Raw genomic sequence first — 18,656 nt, 5'->3', positions numbered from 1 at the left:
AGCCGGGCAACCGAGAGGTAATTATCTAACGACTGCGGCGGTCCGTTTGGCGCCACAAACGCAGGTCGTAGGGCCCGCAGAACTGCAGTAGCAAAGCACCAGGTCGAGCAAAACGTTGAAAAACGGCTCGCAAGAAATCCTCCTCCCCCGGCCACGGGTAAGCGAAGATGATGGCAAAGTCGTCGATGTCTAACCCCAATGCCTCATAAGCGTCCTCCACTGGGTGCCCCAGCGAGGGTAAAGTGGGATCATCAGCCATCGCCTCGGCACCGGCCGGAAGGAAATTTCCCCAACACAATTCGACCGGCTGCTGCCACTGAGAAATGGTTTTGCGACCCTCCGCCAACAACTCGGCCTCCGCCTCAATACCCACCACATCGAAACCCAGCCGGGCGGCAAGTGCGCAGACAACCGAAAAACCACAGCCCCACTCCAAAAACCGCGTGCCCTCCGCAAGTTTGGCTGCGACGATCCAATCCAACGTCTGATAAACCAGTTCATAATCGCTGGCCACAAACTGCTCGATCTGCGGACGGTCCCAACGATCCTGAAACGTTTGAATCCGCAACCGCGCATCGTGTACCCAACTGCGGACCTCAGCGGGTATGCTACGTTCCATCACATCGGTGGGAATGTCAATCACTTCCAACATCAAACGAATCATCTCATGGTTACTCAACAAGTGACTCGCTCTTTCGGCTTTTTAAAAACGACTGCGATCGGTGGCATCTTTTTCTTACTGCCGCTGATCGTCATCGCCGTCTTGCTGGGCCAAGTCTTGCAAGTCGTTGCTTGGGTTGCCGGCGAGATCAGCAAAAGTGACTTGCTACCAGATCAAACGCCTCAAGGATACGCGATTGTCTTCCTCGCGGCACTGGCGCTGATCATCTTAGCGTGCTTTTTCTGCGGCGTGCTGGCTCGGCGGTCACTGGCCAGAAAATTCACCCGCTCCATCGAAAAATATCTACTGATGCTGTTTCCCCGCTATGCCATCTTCAAAGAACAATTGAGTGGCAACATCGGTGGCCAGCAATACAAAACGCGCCTAACACCGGTTTTGGTACAGTTCCACGATTACCAAAGAGTGGCATTTGAAGTGGAAAAAAACAGGCTCGATCCAGCCACGGCCAGCGAATTGGTAACCGTCTATCTACCTGGCTCGCCCGACCCCTGGAATGGAACGGTTGTGCTGGTGAAAGGCGAGCAAATTTCTCCGCTCGCCACCGATTTCCTGACCGCATGCGGAGCCTTCGAGACGCTGGGCGACGGCATGCAAAAACTACTCACATCGCACACCGCATGATGGGAGGCCCTACAGTTGCTTGATGCGAATGTCTTTGAATTGCACCACCATCGGCGGCCCCACGTGCAATTGAAAAGCAATCACGCCATCGGCACGACGTTTCTCAGCATCTTCATCAATCACCTCGACGGTCAATGTGTCGTTAATGTAATGCTGCAACCGATTTCCCTTGGCAACAATGCGATAGGCGTTCCACTCGCCTGATTTGATCACCTTACCAATTTCAGCCGCATCACCGAACGACTCGACCTCTTTGCTGTTGCCTGGACGCATCGTAACGCGCTGTCCTCGCAAGGCCAAAATCCCCCGTCCCTGTTCCTCGTAGTTGATTCCTGCGAACTGCAGAGCCGCATCGATGTCGGCTTGATAACCACCGACCACAAACTCTTTCTCATCAATAACGCGGCTGCGATATTGAATCCCCGAGTTACCACCTTGAATTTTGAACTGCAAACGTAACTCAAAATCGCCCGGTTTCTCCTCTTGGAATACTAAAAAAGTGTTCCTGTTGATCTTGTTTTCAGCAGTCGTCCGACCTGTGATCGCGCCATCTTCCACGCTCCACAAATCTTCGCGTCCAACCCAACCGGAGAGTGTCTCGCCGTCAAATATCGGCTTGAAACCATCCTCTTCCGCCTTGACGCTGCTGGCACCTGCCGTCCATGCCCCACAAATTACTAGCAAACCAACGACCAATCGCGACATTATTCAGAACCTCTATTCAGGCGGGAACGGAGTAGCAGGGGGTTATTCATCTCCTCTCGATTATAACTGGAGCGAACCGCTGTCGTAACTGTGCATCGTGTTAATCGTCTGGACGCCCGCTAGCTGGCCAATCACGATCCGCTAATTCGGGCCGCCGAGACAGCCACCGCATAGGGGGAAAAGCCCGGAAATAACGCCACTTCCGACTCCCAAGAACGACCATCCGGACCCGCAACGGTAATTTCCAAAGGACTACCGGCAACTCTCCCAGGATCGACGATGATTGATTGCGGAGGCACCGCCAGTCCATAGCCGACGCTCTTCAGCACCGCCTCCTTGGCCGCCCAAAGGGTGAAAAACCAAGACAGTTTTTCCTCACCGCTCAACCGCTGCCAAGCCGCCAACTCTTGCCGATGCATAATCGCCTTGCCCAGGCCGGCCAAATCGGCCAACGGTTTTTGCCGCTCGACATCGACGCCCACCTCGAAATCATTGGTCAGCGAAATGACGATGGCCACAGCCGTATCCGAATGCGACAAATTAAACCGCGGCAGCGGCTGTCGACCATCGCCACCAAGACTGGGCTGGCCAACAAGGCTGGGCTTACCCCAGGCGTTTTGCTGAAAACAGAGCGAACCGGGGGACACGCCCAACTGGCCGGCCAACACCGTCCTCAACAAGAACCGCCGCCAAATCATTCGCTGCGCATCGCTGGCACGGTAATAGCGACTTGCCCGCTGACGTTCCTCATCACTCAGCGGCTCGACGGCAAACTGTTCCAGCGGTCGACTTGGCATGCCAAAAAATAGATGGACAGCGACCGACTGCCATTGAAAATAATGCGACTCCACTCCGGCGTAGGCTGGCGGTGTCCAGAATGGCGAGGAACGGTTCATGCTCACACTCCAGCCAATGCTTATTCAAATTCCCAAACGCTGCGATAAGCACCATGCAGTTCGAAATAGCTAAACATGGAACTATAAAAGTCATGATGCCCCAGCGTGGCGCTATCACCGATGACGATCAGTTTACGTCGCGCGCGAGTTAATGCGACGTTGGTGCGGCGGGTGTCAGCCAAGAAACCGATCTCACCAATTTGATTGCTGCGGACCATGGTCAGCACGATCGCTTCCTTCTCCCGCCCTTGAAATCCATCCACGGTGTCAATTTCAAGACCGGCAAAATCTAAGCGATTTCGCAGCAATCTGACTTGCGCCGCGTAAGGCGCGATGATCCCTATTTCTTCGGGGTTCAGTCCAGCATCTGTTAACTCGCGAACGAACTGCGTGACCAGGTGCGCCTCGCGAGGATTGCGTTTGCTTTCGCCATCAGGTTCAAGCTCTTCCTCATACTCCGCGCCAGCGGTGTCGATTAAGGTTAGCGGGCAAGTGGTTAACGGAGTTGCCTCGACGTGCGACAAATCGGCTAATCGATGACCTTGCACACTGGCATCGGCGACCAGCGTACCATCATAAAAATGCTCGGATGAGAAATCCATAATATCATTATGCATGCGATATTGGACCGTCAGCCGCCGATAGATATGCTCTCCCTCCCGCTCGACCAGACGCTGCATCAGAGAGCGTCGCATCCCGGCTTTCGCGGCGACATCACTCAGCACGGTGGGAGGCAATTGACAGTGATCGCCGGCAAAGACAATCTTATCCCCCCGCAGCGCAGCCTGCCAAATACTTGGCTCGGTACTCTGGCAAGCTTCGTCGACAACCACTAAATCGAACTGCTGCTGACCCAACAAATCATCATCAATGGTGGTCGTCGTACAAATCACATCGGCCGAGTCAACCACCGAGCGAACGATCGACCGCTCCAGCGAGCGAATTTGGCCTCGCAAACGACCAGCCTCGGCAAACAATTCACTCCGTTCCCGCGCGGCGTCGCGACCACGGCCACGGCGATTCGCGGCTCGCGTCAATTCATCCACTTCGCGACGCATGTCGGCGATAATCGCGGCGGAGGGATCGGTCTCGACCAACTCATCGAGCGTGTGACCTCGTAGCGATTCAAAAACGCGCGCTGGATGGCCAACACGTAACACATTGGGCATCATCGCCACTAATCGCTCTAAGATATTATCGACTGCGGTATTCGACGGCGCACAGGCCAGCACCCGCTGCCCCTGGCGAACCGCCTGATAAATCAACTCCGCCAGGGTGGTCGTCTTTCCAGTCCCGGGTGGACCATGCAAGATGGCAATATCGCGAGCCGCCATGGCAAACCGCACCGCCTCTTCCTGAGGAGGATTTAGGCGAGTAAAAAATTCCACGTCCCGTTGTTCGTCGAACTCGAACGGGCGTTGGCCGAGCAGGATATCACGAAGCCGCCCGGTTCGCCCGCCGGCCGTTTCCGCACGTCCCATGGCGGCCAACTGGCGCTGTCGCGTAGTTTCATCGGGCGAGAGGTCGAGTCGGAATCTTCGCCCCTCGGGCCAGCGTTCGGTGGCAACTTGAATTGTGCTGGGACGACGCCGGCTGACCACGCCGGGAACCCCTTCGTCACTGGGATCATCGTCATCGGAAACCACCACCGGGGCGCCGACTTTCAGCCGATTCATCGGTAATGGAGCCTCCGCAGGTTTGGCGAAATCCAGCAAATAACGACCGCCCAAACCGATTTTGTGGTCAATCAAATCGAGCCGAATGAGTGCCTCGCCCGTTCGTTCAACATCGCGTTGGTTGCGAATCTGGCGACGACGAGCCAAGCGCGCTCGTTCCGCTTCCGCCTCCAAATCGAGCCATTCGGCCATCCGTTTGAAGTAGACGTCCGCTGTCTCCACACTCCCTTTTTGAGACGTTAAGATCCCTGCCCCAAACTCCGCCCGACGTCCTCGGTTGGCCATGCATATTTCCGGTTAACTGCTGCGACTATGACTTGGTCTACTAGAAATCCACCCGAGAAATCACAAAAGGTACGCGGCAAGTGCCGTCGGCTCAGGGTTTGCGACTCGGTTCTAAGGAAACCAACAACCTACCATCGTGACTGATATCAGGTTCGGATGAAAGGGCCATACTTGACGGTTTCCCTGCTGACTTCAATGTTAAATGGGTTTCCAACTGGCTAGCAAAGCGATCTCCCGTGCGGCTGATCCAATGCACCAGCTGGTTGACCACAAAACGTCGGTCTTCGGCCAGCCGAACCACATGGTCCAGCTGTTCAAAATAGTGAACCTCTATTTTGCCATGAGTTTTCAACTTAGGAAACATTGCTGAGAATTGTTGGCGATGATTAAAGTACTGACCAACGCCCCCCGTATACAGGAACAGCATCTCAACCCCTCGGTCAACCAATTGCTGCAATTCGCGTTCGGCTTGGCGGCGGTTGGGAAACTCGCGAACATCATCGCCAGCCGGTAGCGTTGAACTCGTCGGCGCAGCGGCAAAGTCGTCCTCGTGCGAAGCACTTGCCTGCCAGAACACGCGACTCGACCAGCCTCGCATTCGCGAGCCCCAGCGGAGCGCCCGGCGGGCGATTTTTCGCGGTAGCTGGGTACCATACTTGCGGAAGTAAAATCCAACTGTTCGATAGCCACAGCCATCAAGCAGCACGGTTCCAATCACGCGCTCGTCGGCCAGCGCCACGTTGACGCTATCATCAGCGCCTGAACAGAGTCCAAACAGAATGAATCGTCGCAATCCGTATGTTGACTGCAGAAAGTCCATCGCCTGACGCACTTCGTCCACGGCTCGCTGCGTCGATTCCCCAGCCGCCCCCACTGCCAAACTCTCGCCAATCCCCGATAAACAAAAACGTAACGAAGGAATCCGCTGGGCAGCGAGCCCACGAGCCAATTCCACGTGCAAACCAAAAGGACCGACATGATGTAACATTCCGGGCGTCAACATGATCACGCCAATATCATTAACCGTCGTCACTTCGGCTGGCGTGTAAACACCCACCAAATTCTCATAGGTACCGAACACATGGGGTGTTTCATGCATCACTCTTGCTCCGTCAGCAAACGTATTATCGCCCTGGCCACGCCGGGAGCAGAAAAGGCACTTTCGGTATACTCAGGCCGCTGCCAAAAAATTGCATCTTCTGTCTCCACCAGATCAATGCCTGTCGATTCCCAACCGGCGTCTTCCGCTGCCAGATATCCTTGACTGGCAATCACGGTCGTCGGGATAGCCTGTTGATCGGGAAGGACAAGCTGGGTGAGTTGCGCGTGCTTATCAGGCGATAACATGGTGCCGAAACGTTGCAGAGAATTGGTCCGTCGCGTCCTTTGGTAGTAGTGACCACCGCGCAAGGCACGTTGGTGCAGATCCCCCAGCAAGTTAAGATATAACTTTCCTGAAAACACCGGATCCCACAGAATCAACTGATCTACTTCTTTCAACTGGCCATTCGCGGCCAGCGTGGCACCTAAGCGAACTCCCACGACAGCCACCCGGGAAACATCCGCTCGTCGTCGTAATTCGCTGACAGCATCGCAAATGTTTTCCCGCCACTGTAATAAGTCGACATGATCGGGGGCCCCAGATGAGTTGCCGGTTCCCGCATAGTCGAAGCGGAGCGTATCAACTCCCGCTTTGGCCAGCTGCAACGACAATTGCTGCACGTTCCGATGAGCGCGAGCGTACTCATGCCCTTCCGCATGACAAAATACTACGCCCAAAGCTGCTGCTCCAGTATCAGCCCCGCTGGGCATGGCCGGATAGCGAACCGCAAACAACTGCCGATTGGCGGAAGTAAAAAAGAAAGGCTCTATTCGTGGCTGACTGGCACGCAAGTTTTTGGCATGATCCTGTTGCACATCCGACACGACCCCCAATCGCTTGGCCAGCAACGCGGCAATCGATTCGACAGTCGGATTGGCGAAAAAATCTCGCACCGGAATCGACAACTGATAATGCTCGCGAATCTTGGTAATGACTCGCGTCACCAACAGCGAACTACCGCCCAGCGCGAAAAAGTCATCGTGCACGCTGATCTTGGCAATCCCCAAAACTTCCGCCCAAATATCCACCAACAACGATTCGATCGGATTCCGCGCCGCGATAACCGAATCTTGCCGGGGCGATTCCCAATGATCACTAGCCGGTAAAGCTCGGCGATCAATCTTGCCATTGACCGTTTTCGGAAATTGGTCACAGAAACAATAGCGTGATGGCACCATGTAGCAGGGTAACTGGGCCCGCAAGAAATCGGCTAATTCAGCTGCGGTTAGTGACTCACAACCGGTCGCGGCAAAAGCGATTAAGGTTTTCTGCTGGTCAATCGTCTCGCAACAAACCAGAGCTTCGAGCACCCGTGGATGCCGGGTAATTTGATATTCGATTTCACCCGGTTCAATACGATACGAACCAAGCTTGATTTGATGGTCGACACGGCCGGCAAACTCAATATTCCCATCGGGCAACCATCTGGCCAAATCGCCCGTCTTATACAGTCGCACCTCACCCTGACCGGGCAAGTCAACAACTCGAAAAGCGGCGGCCGTCTTGTCGGGCTGATGCAGGTATCCGCGAGCCAGCGCGGGGCCACCCAAATACAACTCGCCCGTCTCGCCAACACTTAAAGGACGACTGGCATCATCAAGGATCACCGCCTGATAACCTGGCAATGGTTTGCCAATCGGCATACTCTCACCCTGCCAACCAGGCTCGGGAATAAAGACCGTTGCCGTCACGGTCGCTTCGGTCGGACCGTAAGCATTGCACCACAAGATCTGATGATCGGACAGATCAATCCAACGCTGATAATGAACCGGAGAGACCTTCTCGCCAGTGGCCAGCACCATCCGTAAACTGCGCGGCACCCGTTGGCCGGAGGCATGCAGCAGATCGACCCATTCATGCCAATAGGCCGTTGCCAGATGGAGTGCCGTAATTTGATGCTGGTTGATCAGAGCCAGGAGCTCGTTCTCCTCGTCGCTCCGTGAGCGGGGACGCACGACCACGCAACTGCCCACCAGCAGCGGTGGAAAAATCTCTTCGACGGCGATATCGAAACTCAACGTGGAAAACTGTAACGTGCGATCCTCGGGCACCAGTTGATAAACCTGTTGATCGGCCGCACAATAGGTCGCCAGCGCAGTGTGATCGATGAGCACTCCTTTTGGTTTGCCGGTCGAACCGGAGGTATACATCAAATAGGCGTAACTATCGGCCGACACATCGCCCCGTGGTCGATGATCCCCGGCGGCCGCGATGCTGGCATCATCAGGCTGCACCAACGTCGCGCCGGACGCCCGGAATAGATCGGCATATTTGGGATCGCATAGAATCAGTTGAATGTCGGCGTCTTCAACCATCAACCGCAAGCGCTCGGCCGGGTATTCTGGGTCGAGTGGCACAAAGGCGGACCCTGCCGACATCACGCCAATCATCGTGGCAATTGCGGTGGCAGAGCGATCAAGACAGAGCCCAATGAACTGCGAACTCTCCTCCCCTGCGGATGCCTGATATTGCTGAAGCCAATTGGCAATGCGATTTGCAGCCAGCTCTAGCTCACGATAGGACCAGACTTGATCTTCAAAAACGATAGCCGTCCGCGCGGCGTGGCGCTGAGCGACATGAGCGAAGTTGGCTAGAAAAATGTCTGGGGACTTTGCAAGATCAGTCGCGATAACATTGACTGCGTCAGGTGGCGATGCCAGAGCAGAGTGCTCAGTTCCCATAATCAGAAATCATCAACGGCGAGACAATGGGCAGGGAAACGAACTGAACTGGTGGATTAACAAGTTGGCTTGAATCAACAAGTGAGGCTGGTTTGGCAGGCACGACCGCGTCCGACAGCTGCTGGGTTCGCCTGGATTGATTGCAATCAGATTGTTTCGCTAACGTGAGTTCGACGGCACGCTCTAACAAATCAAGCCCAGTTTGCAACTCTTGATACTCGGTCGTCAGGGGTGGAAGCAATTTGACAACTTGGTCGGTAGCTCCCGAAGTTTCAATCACTAAGCCTTGCTCGAAAGCGTTGGCAGAAATCTGCTGAGCGAGTTCACCCGAGTGCACGTCGAGCCCCCAGATCATGCCGCGACCGCGGACCTGGAAACCACGTTGTGGATAACGTTCCGCCAAGGAGCGAAGTCTTCCTTCGAGCAACTTGCCAGACTGGGCGATGCTAGTTGCAAAGCCATCACTCTCCCAGTAGGAAAGCAACGCGCGACCAGCCACGAAGGCGAGATTATTCCCTCGGAAAGTACCCGTATGTTGACCGGGCGACCAAGCATCACACTCCGGCTTGATCAACAGCAGGCTCATCGGCAAACCGCCACCAATCGATTTACTCAGACAGACCAAATCGGGATTGATGCCGCTGGATTCAAAACTGAAGAATGTCCCGGTCCTGCCGTTACCAACTTGAATGTCATCAACGATCAACAGCACGTCATGCTGCTGACACAACTCAGCGACGCGACGCAACCAATCGACTTTGGCAACGCGTACGCCCCCCTCACCTTGAATGGTTTCCAGAATCACGGCCGCCGGTTTGGGCAGCCCGCTGCTGGAGTCGGCGAGCATTTTCTCCAATAACAAACTGGTATCAAATTCTCCCAAATAACCATCATACGGAAGATGCGTAACGTTGTTATGAGATCCGTAATGTTCGTCGTGGTAGTACTGATTGCCAGTCAGTGACAGGGAACCCAAAGAGTGGCCGTGGTAGGCATTGGTAAAGGCAACAATGTGGCTGCGCTGTTTGAGTTTACGAGCCAGTTTGGTAGCTGCCTCCACAGCATTGGTGCCTGTGGGTCCAGTGAATTGCAGCTTGTAGTCAAGCTTCCTGGGCCGCAAAATCGTGTCGGTGAAGGTATTTAGAAAACCGACTTTAGCTTCGGTGGCGAGATCCAAGCTGTGTTGGACTCCATCGGCCGCGATATATTCGAGCAGAGCCGATTTTACCAAGGGATTATTATGGCCGTAATTCAGTGCGCCAGCACCTGCGAAAAAATCCAAATAACGACGCCCATCATGAGTCGTCAGCCATGAACCTGTGGCGGACTGAAATACCGCTGGGAATGAACGAACATAGCCGCGAACGGCCGATTCATGGCTGGCGATGGAAGCCAGCATCTGTACACTTGTCATGTGCGAAAATCGCTAAAATCGTGCAAGGAAGCTGTATCCAGAAGACCGGACATTCACTTCATTCCACCCATCGCAATCACCATTGGGCAATCACTTTGAACAGGCCGTAAATGAAGCCGGCAGTCAAAGCTAGGTTACGCCCCCCTGAAGTCAAATCGACACCACAAGGGAAAGCACCATAACCGCTAGCGGGTGCCGATTCCGTCGGGGGTTTGCCAGAATCCGCCCCGCGCGTGGTCGAACAGTGGTTTTTCCCCTCGGACCGCTTGATCAAATTGCCCATCGTCATAGACCAGCCGACCGCCCACCCAAGTTTTCATTGGCCAACCGGTGAGCGTTTCGCCGTGCCAGGGGGACCAACGCGATTTGGTATGTTGTCGTTCGTTGAGGATCGTGCGTTGCTGCTGCAAGTCGACCAGCACCAGATCCGCGTCATAACCAACTTCGATGCGTCCTTTGCCAACGATGCCCCAGACGCGAGCCGGCGCGTCGCTCATCCACTCGGCGACTTGCTTGAGAGAACATGCTCCGGCGACCACGCGATCGAGCAGCAGCGCCAAGCTGTTTTCCACAGCGGGCAAACCTGATGGGCTTTGCGGATAAGGCTGTTGTTTTTCTGCGAGCGTATGCGGTGCGTGATCAGTAGCGATTAATTGCACGCGTCCATCGAGCAAGCCTTGCCAAAGCCCGATGTTATCCTCACGCGTTTTGACCGATGGATTCATTTGAATCAGCGTGCCCAAACGGGCATAGTCGTCCACGTTAAAAAACAAGTGATGGGGACAGACTTCGGCGGTAATCCAGGGTTGATTTCCCTCAATCAAATCAAGCTCGGCGGCGGTGGAAACATGTAAGACATGAAAGCGATGTTGGTGACGCGTGGCTAGATCGATAACGCGACGGACACAGACCAGAGCAGCTTCTTCGGAACGGATACGCGAATGATCGGCCACGTCATGACTATCGGCATACTTGGCCGCGTTGGCTTGGACAATGGTTTCGTCTTCGCAGTGGGCGCAGATTGGGAGCGTAGTCTCGGCGAAAATTTGCTCCAACGCGGCCTGTTCGTCGACGAGCAAATCGCCCGTGCTGCTGCCGATAAAAATTTTGATTCCCGGCAGATTGTTCGACCGCTGCAACTCGCTGACGTTGTCGCTGGTGGCGCCAATGTAAAAGCCATAATTCACCAACGAGTGGGTAGCGCCGAGGCGTTCTTTGTCATGCACCTTTTCCAGCGTGGTTGCCGAGGGCTTGGTATTGGGCATTTCCAAAAAAGTGGTAATCCCACCTGCCGCACAAGCGCGAGACGCATGGGCTAAGTCCTCTTTATGTGTTAAACCGGGTTCGCGAAAGTGCACTTGGTCATCAATCACGCCGGGCAGCAGCACCAAGCCGGTAGCATCAACGACCACGTCAGCGCGGCTGGTCGGCGGAGCGTCGATGGAGGCAATTTTTCCTTCGTCGATCAAAATCGAGGCTTGCGCGGGTCCTTGAGGAAAAACCACGGTCGCATTTTTAATGAGAGTTTTCATTGCCTTTTCCAGCCGGTGAGAGAGATCAAATGTTAGTGAGAAACGGAAGGAACGCGAGTGGATTTTGAGCTTGCTGAGCTGCTGCCCGGAGCGGTCGATTTGCTTATGTTAACAGCGATCCTCAGCTTTGGCATTTTCGTTCAATCGGCCGCCGGTTTTGCCGCCGGGTTGATTTCAATTCCGGCACTATTGTGGTGTGGATTTTCCATACCCGAGGCCCAGGTTTCGTTGCTGGTCGCCACCATCCCACAAAATATTTGGGGCGTCTATCGCTTTCGAGGCCAGGTCGGTTGGCGGGAAGTGGTTTGGCCGGGCGTGTTACGAATCGGTTGGTTACCGGTGGGGATGGCCGCGTTGGTTTCCCTCGAGAGTTTAGCGATGGAGACGATCCGGCAAGTCGTCGGCGGGGTGCTGCTGACGATTACTTTGGCCATCATGTTATTCCGTCCGCTACCGCGAGAGCGTCTGCATCGAGCTTGGGGAGGGTTGGCTTTCTCTTGCTCGGGCTTTTTGCAGGGATTGGTTGGCATGGGCGGCCCGGCAATGGTGCTGTGGGTGCAAGCTCATGATTGGGATACCAAACGTTCGCGTGGCTTTTTGTTCACAATGTATCTGATCAGTTTGTTGCCGGCGTTTGTTTGCCTGGGGCTGTACTTCGGCAGTCGGGTGTTGGTTCCCGGGCTGACCGCCGGTTTGCTGATTCCCTGGCTGCTGTGGGTCACTTCGCAGGGGCTGAAGGCGGGAACTTGGCTCGGGCGGGGGCGTCTCCGTCGGCTGACTTTGTGGTTATTGTTGATCATGGGGTTGGCCGGGCTGTGTGCACCCTGGCTGACGCGAGTTGCGTCACGCGACGAGGCAGTTGACCGCAATCGCGTGGCTGTTATCGGCGATGGCAAAGTGGTTAGCAGGATCATCGCGGGAGCGGGCATCATCACCTCTTCTCGCTGCTAGCCGATTCCCTAAACTTGAGTGTTGGTAGCCAAGTCGCAACGGCGGCTCGGCCTGTTCTTCCCGTCTCGGTCGCCTGCGGCAAATTTATGCAGCCTTTTGATTTTCAACTCAGGACACGGATTGTGTTCGGCCCTGGTGGGATCGAAACCTTGGGGGATTTAGCCCGCGAGCTTGGTGGCCGCAAGGTGCTGGTCGTCTCAGACGTGGGAGTAGTCGCCGCGGGTCACTTTGCCGCTGGCGTGCGAGCGTTGGAAGCGGCGGGGTGTGAAGTGCACGCCTTCCATGACTTCGCCGAGAATCCGACCACCGAGATGGTGGACGATGGCGTGGCCGTGGCGCGCCGTGTTCAACCCGATCTGTTGGTGGGACTGGGGGGCGGCAGCAGCATGGACTGTTGTAAAGGCATCAACTTTGTCTATTCCTGTGGCGGTCACATGCGCGACTACCACGGGGTGGGCAAAGCGACAGCCGATATGTTGCCGATGATCGCAGTTCCCACGACGGCCGGCACGGGAAGTGAGGCACAATCGTTTGCCTTGATCAGTGATGCTGAGACGCACGTGAAGATGGCTTGTGGCGATAAACGTGCCGCTTGCCGCGTGGCGTTGCTCGATCCCCATTTAACCGTCACGCAACCGGCCCGGCTGACCGCCCTGACTGGCATTGACGCGATTTCCCACGCGATCGAAACCTACGTCACCAAGCGTCGCAATCCGATGTCGATCACCTTCAGCCGACGCGCCTTTGGTTTGTTGGCCGCCGGCTTTCCCGCTGTGTTGGCCGACCCTACGAATCTCGACGCGCGTGGGAAAATGCAGCTAGGTGCCTGCTTTGCCGGGATGGCAATTGAAACATCGATGTTGGGAGCCGCTCACGCCACGGCCAATCCGCTAACTGCCCGTTACGACATTACCCATGGGCAAGCCGTCGGGGTGATGTTGCCGAGCGTGATCGCTCTGAATGGTCAACAGCATGCTGGCTGGTACGCCGAGCTGCTCCGCGAATTGGAACCGAGCCCTGACCTGAAAGCGGCCAGCGATCCCCAAGCGGCCCCAAACCCCCAAGCGGCCCCCGCCAAGCTCGCCGAACTGGTTCGCCAGTGGTTGCGGCAAGCTTCGCTGGCGGAGAGTTTGGACGAACTGCAAATACCGACCAGCATGTACCCAACGTTGGCTGGCGAGGCGGCATCGCAGTGGACGGGAACTTTTAATCCTGTTCCCCTGACGGAAACTCTGCTGGAAGAGTTGTATCAGGCTTCGCAACAGGCGACTTAAGCCAATTCGCCAAGAAGACCAACACCGCGACTGCCAGCAAGATCACCCAGGGGGGCGATTGTGATGAGGGGAAATAGTAACTCGCTTCCAGCCAAGACCAGCTGGCAAGCTGACAAGTCAATGCGACTGGCAAGGCAATGCTCAACCAAGCCAAGCCATCCCGCTGGCCGGGGATTTTCGCTCGCAATACTACAGCCAAACCAACTGCTAACAACACGACGTTGAACAACGCTTGCCAACCAATCACCACGGCCGGCAAACAGAGCATTACAATGAGATCGAGCAGACCAAGGGTACCGGCGCCGGTCGGATTCAGCTTGGGATCCGCGGTCGGACAAAGGTGCCGCCCCAGCAAACGGCCGATCAAGACAGCCGCGACCAGCGACACCAAGACGCGCATCACCGCATCCAGAAAACTCCAAACAGGCCAAGGGTCGGGCAAAGTCGCTTGCCAGGGCACCACGCCTAAGGGCCACCAAATTAGCTGAGGTAAAATAGCCGCCAACGACACCCAGAGAATCAAGCTGATGGGCAAACGCTGGTTATCAAACCGGATGAGTCCAAACGCCCAAGCGCCGGCAACCGCCAGGGTATGATAGACCCACACGCCGGCGATCGCGGGAGTCACGATCGGCATCGCAAACGGGCCTTGATAGCCCCCGGGCAGCCCCAAAAAAGGCACGTTTATCAAGCCGCCGTACAGTTCCAGCAGACCCACCACCGTAATGCTCAAACCGACGCAGGCCTCGACAATCGGATAACGCGGCGAAATCGGCAAACGACAGGTGCGGCAGCGTCCGCGAAGGGCGATCCAGCCAAAAACGGGCCAGTTATCGCGAGCCGCCAAACGCTGGTTACACCAAGGGCAATGGGACAAACCATTGATGCCGCGACCGCGCGGCATCCGCCAAGCCACCACGTTTAAGAAACTGCCGATTGCCGAGCCGATCCAAAATAACCACGCCGTCACGAGACAATCGACTGCGTTGGGTAGCAACAAATCACGCCAACGATGCGAACTGTTCGCTGCCTCAATCGTCGCCATCCCCAGAATATAGGCGACCATGACACCGCCGAGCACCGCCAGCAAGGCCCACAGAGGCTTGTTCACTCGTCTTCGTCTGCGTCGCTTGCGTACCAACAACGGGGTTCCCTGGTTGAGATAAAGTTAAACAGACTCTCACAATAATCACCACGCGCTCGCCACAGCACGCTAATTCCGATGCCAATCCCAGCAATCCGACTCTCACAGGCCAATACGGCCACGGTTCGCCCCGATGGCCAGTACGTTCTTTACTGGATGATCGCGTTTCGCCGACCCGGAGCAAATTTTGCCCTGCAACACGCCATTGACCAAGCCTGCTCGTTAGACAAACCGCTGGTTATTTTCGAACCACTCCGCACTCGCTATCGCTGGGCCTCGGACCGCCTGCACCGCTTCGTGATCGAAGGCATGCGTGACAATGCGGAGGCTTTCCAAGCTAAACCGGTGACCTACTTTCCTTACGTGGAACCACGCCCCGGAGTTGGCACCCCCCTGCTCCATCGGCTAGCCGACGAAGCATGCCTAGTGGTTACCGACGAATATCCTTGTTTTTTTCTCCCCCAGATGATCCAGGCGGTCCAGCATCGGCTTCCCGTGCGGCTCGATCTGGTCGACAGCAACGGTCTGATCCCACTCCGCTTGGCCACCCGCACCTTCACCGTGGCTCATAGTTATCGCCGTTGGATGCAGAAGGAAATTCGCCCGCTGCTCGACGAGATGTCCGATCCGGACCCCTTCGCCGGTCGTTCGCTGAAACGCCTGAAAAATCTCCCGCCGGCAATCACAAAACGCTGGCCAGCCGCCGATCTGGACAAACTGCTCAAACCCGACGGTCTCAAACATATCCCCATCGACCATAGCGTGGGACCGGTGCAATTTAGCGGTGGTTGGCGCGCCGCCTGCGATCGACTTGAGAATTTTCTGCAAACTGGCTTGGCCGACTACAACGAAGCCCGCAATCAGCCCGACGAAGAGGGCTCCACCGGGCTCAGCCCCTATCTGCACTTTGGCCACATCGCGGCCGACCAAATTGCCGCAGCGGTTTTCGACTCCGAAAGCTGGAACCCCACCATGCTGCGGTCTGCGAATGGGAAAAACCATGATTTCTGGGGCACTTCGGCGGCCGCCGAAGCTTTCCTCGACCAATTGCTCACCTGGCGGGAAATGGGCTTTAATATGGCATTTCGCCACCCAGACACGTACGATTCCCTCGAGGCGAATCCCGATTGGGCTCAAAAAACATTGCGGGAACACGCCGGTGATCCCCGACAATTTTGCTATTCGCTGGAAGAATTCGAGCGAGCCGAGACGCACGATGACCTCTGGAACGCTGCTCAACGCCAGTTAGTTCGCGAAGGAAGAATGCACAATTATCTCCGCATGCTGTGGGGGAAAAAGATCCTGCACTGGACGGAATCACCCCAACAGGCGGTGGATATTATGGTTGAACTGAACAACAAGTACGCGATCGACGGCCGCGACCCAAATTCATACAGCGGAATCTTCTGGACGCTGGGACGTTACGATCGCGCCTGGGGCCCAAAACGCCCCGTATTTGGCTCGGTGCGTTACATGACCAGCGACAGCACGCGAAAAAAGCTGCGGCTGAGCGAATATTTGAAGCGATTTGGCGATTGAGCCGCTTTTGCTCGATTCCTTCGCCGCGATCGTCAGAATTGGCTTTCCGCCAAGCAGTTAAAACGGGTAAATTAACAGCCGGCGCCAACCGACTGAAAAAGTTCCACTCCAGCAGCCCAACTCCAGCAGCCCAACTCTAGCAGCATTGATTTACAGCGATGTCCAAAGCCAAGGAAAAAGCGACCAGCGAGACCCCGGCCCAGCGCCACGAACGTTTTCGCGTCGCGGCGGGCCGAGAGACGGTTGAGTCGATCGTGGTGGCGATCGTCTTGGCGTTGCTGTTCCGCGCGTTCGTCGCCGAAGCTTTTGTGATCCCCACCGGTTCCATGGCACCAACGCTGATGGGTGCCCACAAAGACATGACCTGCCTGGAATGTGGTCAGCCGTTTCAAGTGGGCGCCAGCATTGAAACCAAACATGTCCCCCAGAGAGCGACGGTAGTAGGCTCGGTCTGCCCCAATTGTCGTTATTTGAATCCTTTAGATTTAGCGGAGAACAGTGACCACGCAACGTTCAACGGCGATCGCATCTTAGTCAGCAAGTTCGCTTACGCGTTAAATGATCCGGAACGTTGGGATGTGATCGTCTTCAAATTTCCCGGCAATCCCAAACAAAACTACATTAAACGGTTGGTCGGATTACCCGAAGAGACGTTGCGGATCCGCCACGGCGACGTCTTGGCACGTCCACATGCGGCGAATGCATTTACAGTTTTGCGCAAACCGCCAGCCAAATTGCTGGCGATGGCCCATCATGTCCATGACACGGCTTACCAATCCAAGTCGCTGATTGCTGCCGGGTATCCTACGAACTGGCAACCCTGGGACTTGGGAGCCAATTCTCCACCTGCCGACTCATGGCAGATTAGCCGTGATGAAGAAAGCTGGACGGCTCAACTGGAAACGGCGACCGACGAACTGCGGATGCTGCGTTACTACCATCGCTCGCCCAGCGATGCACAATGGGACTTGGCCCGTCAGGGGCGATCATTGGCAGACGTCGATCCCTACGCGAGCGAAGCGATTACCGACTTTCACGCTTACGATGCCTACGTGGTCGTCGACAGCAATCAAGTTTGGGACATTCCACCCGGAGTTCCCCGACCTGATGACTCCTTTTTTGCCAACTTGGCATCGCGTTTTCGCCCCCGCCCTGGCGACTTCCGCCGCGACTATGAATCGGGTGGCAAAATTGATCAATTCACGAATCCCCCAGCCAGCATCGGGCAATATGGGATCGCCGATCGTGGCAGCCACTGGGTTGGCGACTTGATTCTTCAAGCCGACGTGGAAACCGCTGCGGCGACGGGCCAATTAGTGCTGGAGTTAGTCGAGTCGGCGGTCACGTTTCGCTGTGTGATTGATCTCAGTGACGGCACGGCCCGCTTGGAAATTATCGACATCGATGGTCCGAAAACATTCGCTGAAGCGGGTGGTGCAGCCGAGAGCACGCCCACCGCGTCGACGGGGGTTATTGGTGGTGCGCGGCATGAAGTTCGCCTGGCAAATTGCGATGACATGCTGTACCTCTGGGTCGACGGGTCGCCAATCACCTTTGATCAACCCACGACGTTTGACATGTCGGTGCTTCGCAAACCCGAAGAACAACGACCCTATACGCAGCCCGATCATCCTTATGATGCCGCTCCGGCAGGCGTGGGTGTGCAAGGCACGGTGGCGACGATTTATAATTTACAAGTGATGCGAGACAAGTATTACATTGCCACGCAAAGTGTTCGCCAGGGCCTATATGATTATGATGTGCGTGGAGTTGCTCTGGGAGGACTCCGCGATTCAACCGGCAACCTTGTAAACGACATCCAAACGGCGATTACCGATCCATCGCTTTGGGATCAACACTCGATTTGGGAGTCGCGACGGGCGGTGGATTTCGAACTGGATAAAGATCAGTTCTTTCCCATGGGTGACAACAGTCCCGAAAGTCAAGATGCGAGATGCTGGGTACAGTCGCTTCCCAGCGCCGGCAACGTCGATCCAGATGCCTACTTGTGGGCAGAAGCCAGCTATGTGCCTCGCGATTTATTAGTCGGCAAGGCGCTGATTATCTTTTGGCCGCACACTTGGAATTCCCCCTTGCCCATGACGCCCAATTTTCGTCGCATGGGATTTATACGCTAGCGAAGGATTGCCGGCG

14 protein-coding genes are annotated in these 18,656 nt (G+C 55.8%); 5 read left to right on the top strand and 9 right to left on the bottom strand.

Annotation, left to right across the window (positions count from 1 at the left end; genetic code table 11):
• Positions 1–25: 25 nt before the first annotated feature.
• Positions 26–664, bottom strand: a complete 639-nt coding sequence (locus tag SH139x_RS00360) for a class I SAM-dependent methyltransferase (protein ID WP_488353309.1) — start codon at positions 662–664, stop codon at positions 26–28.
• A gap of 3 nt (positions 665–667) precedes the next feature.
• Between SH139x_RS00360 and SH139x_RS00355 the strand changes: the two genes are divergently transcribed.
• Entirely contained in the window at positions 668–1,303 is a 636-nt protein-coding gene (locus SH139x_RS00355; protein WP_488353308.1) for a DUF502 domain-containing protein, read from the top strand.
• A gap of 9 nt (positions 1,304–1,312) precedes the next feature.
• Here SH139x_RS00355 and SH139x_RS00350 read toward each other — a convergent pair whose 3' ends face one another.
• The 7 genes from SH139x_RS00350 to SH139x_RS00320 all read right to left on the bottom strand — a co-directional run bounded on the left by SH139x_RS00350 (position 1,313) and on the right by SH139x_RS00320 (position 11,594).
• Complete coding sequence (locus SH139x_RS00350) at positions 1,313–2,008, bottom strand: 3-keto-disaccharide hydrolase (RefSeq protein WP_488353307.1); 696 nt, start codon at positions 2,006–2,008, stop codon at positions 1,313–1,315.
• 131 nt (positions 2,009–2,139) lie between these two features.
• Positions 2,140–2,904 (bottom strand): 4'-phosphopantetheinyl transferase family protein, encoded by a 765-nt coding sequence (locus SH139x_RS00345; protein ID WP_488353306.1) that lies wholly within the window; start codon positions 2,902–2,904, stop codon positions 2,140–2,142.
• Between the two features lie 20 nt (positions 2,905–2,924).
• A complete protein-coding gene (locus SH139x_RS00340) occupies positions 2,925–4,865 on the bottom strand; it encodes an AAA domain-containing protein (RefSeq protein ID WP_488353305.1) in 1,941 nt (646 codons plus the stop codon).
• Between the two features lie 91 nt (positions 4,866–4,956).
• Positions 4,957–5,964, bottom strand: coding sequence for an alpha/beta fold hydrolase (locus SH139x_RS00335; protein WP_488353304.1), 1,008 nt, complete (start codon positions 5,962–5,964; stop codon positions 4,957–4,959).
• The gene (locus SH139x_RS00330) at positions 5,964–8,648 is read right to left on the bottom strand and encodes an amino acid adenylation domain-containing protein (RefSeq protein ID WP_488353303.1); all 2,685 of its coding nucleotides are present in this window, start codon (positions 8,646–8,648) and stop codon (positions 5,964–5,966) included. The genes SH139x_RS00335 and SH139x_RS00330 overlap by 1 nt, the downstream gene beginning before the upstream one ends.
• On the bottom strand, positions 8,638–10,062 hold the full coding sequence (gene ectB, locus SH139x_RS00325) for a diaminobutyrate--2-oxoglutarate transaminase (RefSeq protein ID WP_488353302.1): 1,425 nt from the start codon (positions 10,060–10,062) through the stop codon (positions 8,638–8,640). The genes SH139x_RS00330 and ectB overlap by 11 nt, the downstream gene beginning before the upstream one ends.
• A gap of 185 nt (positions 10,063–10,247) precedes the next feature.
• The gene (locus tag SH139x_RS00320) at positions 10,248–11,594 is read right to left on the bottom strand and encodes a dihydroorotase (protein ID WP_488353301.1); all 1,347 of its coding nucleotides are present in this window, start codon (positions 11,592–11,594) and stop codon (positions 10,248–10,250) included.
• Between the two features lie 57 nt (positions 11,595–11,651).
• Here SH139x_RS00320 and SH139x_RS00315 point away from each other — a divergent pair, with 57 nt between their 5' ends.
• The gene (locus SH139x_RS00315; RefSeq protein WP_488353300.1) at positions 11,652–12,545 is read left to right on the top strand and encodes a TSUP family transporter; all 894 of its coding nucleotides are present in this window, start codon (positions 11,652–11,654) and stop codon (positions 12,543–12,545) included.
• 86 nt (positions 12,546–12,631) lie between these two features.
• Complete coding sequence (locus SH139x_RS00310) at positions 12,632–13,819, top strand: iron-containing alcohol dehydrogenase (protein WP_488356128.1); 1,188 nt, start codon at positions 12,632–12,634, stop codon at positions 13,817–13,819.
• On the opposite strand, the gene SH139x_RS00305 is transcribed toward SH139x_RS00310, so the two are convergent.
• Complete coding sequence (locus SH139x_RS00305; protein ID WP_488353299.1) at positions 13,752–14,930, bottom strand: prepilin peptidase; 1,179 nt, start codon at positions 14,928–14,930, stop codon at positions 13,752–13,754. The two genes, SH139x_RS00310 and SH139x_RS00305, sit on opposite strands and share 68 nt — an antisense overlap.
• 111 nt (positions 14,931–15,041) lie before the next feature.
• Here SH139x_RS00305 and SH139x_RS00300 point away from each other — a divergent pair, with 111 nt between their 5' ends.
• Both SH139x_RS00300 and lepB read left to right on the top strand, forming a co-directional pair.
• Complete coding sequence (locus SH139x_RS00300; RefSeq protein WP_488353298.1) at positions 15,042–16,502, top strand: cryptochrome/DNA photolyase family protein; 1,461 nt, start codon at positions 15,042–15,044, stop codon at positions 16,500–16,502.
• 158 nt (positions 16,503–16,660) lie between these two features.
• Entirely contained in the window at positions 16,661–18,640 is a 1,980-nt protein-coding gene (gene lepB / locus SH139x_RS00295) for a signal peptidase I (protein ID WP_488353297.1), read from the top strand.
• Positions 18,641–18,656 lie beyond the last annotated feature (16 nt).

Source organism: Kothea flammea, from assembly GCF_052161645.1.
GTDB lineage: Bacteria > Planctomycetota > Planctomycetia > Pirellulales > Pirellulaceae > Laterigemmans.
The sequence above is the reverse complement of the archived record's forward strand: the minus strand, read 5'-3'. Positions and strand labels throughout refer to the sequence as shown.

Coding starts and splice junctions, on each gene's coding strand:
- SH139x_RS00300 (WP_488353298.1), top strand. CDS start 15,042: ATGCCAATCCCAGCAATCCGACTCTCACAGGCCAATACGGCCACGGTT.
- SH139x_RS00345 (WP_488353306.1), bottom strand. CDS start 2,904: ATGAACCGTTCCTCGCCATTCTGGACACCGCCAGCCTACGCCGGAGTG.
- lepB (WP_488353297.1), top strand. CDS start 16,661: ATGTCCAAAGCCAAGGAAAAAGCGACCAGCGAGACCCCGGCCCAGCGC.
- SH139x_RS00340 (WP_488353305.1), bottom strand. CDS start 4,865: ATGGCCAACCGAGGACGTCGGGCGGAGTTTGGGGCAGGGATCTTAACG.
- SH139x_RS00330 (WP_488353303.1), bottom strand. CDS start 8,648: ATGGGAACTGAGCACTCTGCTCTGGCATCGCCACCTGACGCAGTCAAT.
- ectB (WP_488353302.1), bottom strand. CDS start 10,062: ATGACAAGTGTACAGATGCTGGCTTCCATCGCCAGCCATGAATCGGCC.
- SH139x_RS00335 (WP_488353304.1), bottom strand. CDS start 5,964: ATGCATGAAACACCCCATGTGTTCGGTACCTATGAGAATTTGGTGGGT.
- SH139x_RS00355 (WP_488353308.1), top strand. CDS start 668: ATGGTTACTCAACAAGTGACTCGCTCTTTCGGCTTTTTAAAAACGACT.
- SH139x_RS00350 (WP_488353307.1), bottom strand. CDS start 2,008: ATGTCGCGATTGGTCGTTGGTTTGCTAGTAATTTGTGGGGCATGGACG.
- SH139x_RS00310 (WP_488356128.1), top strand. CDS start 12,632: ATGCAGCCTTTTGATTTTCAACTCAGGACACGGATTGTGTTCGGCCCT.
- SH139x_RS00320 (WP_488353301.1), bottom strand. CDS start 11,594: ATGAAAACTCTCATTAAAAATGCGACCGTGGTTTTTCCTCAAGGACCC.
- SH139x_RS00360 (WP_488353309.1), bottom strand. CDS start 664: ATGATTCGTTTGATGTTGGAAGTGATTGACATTCCCACCGATGTGATG.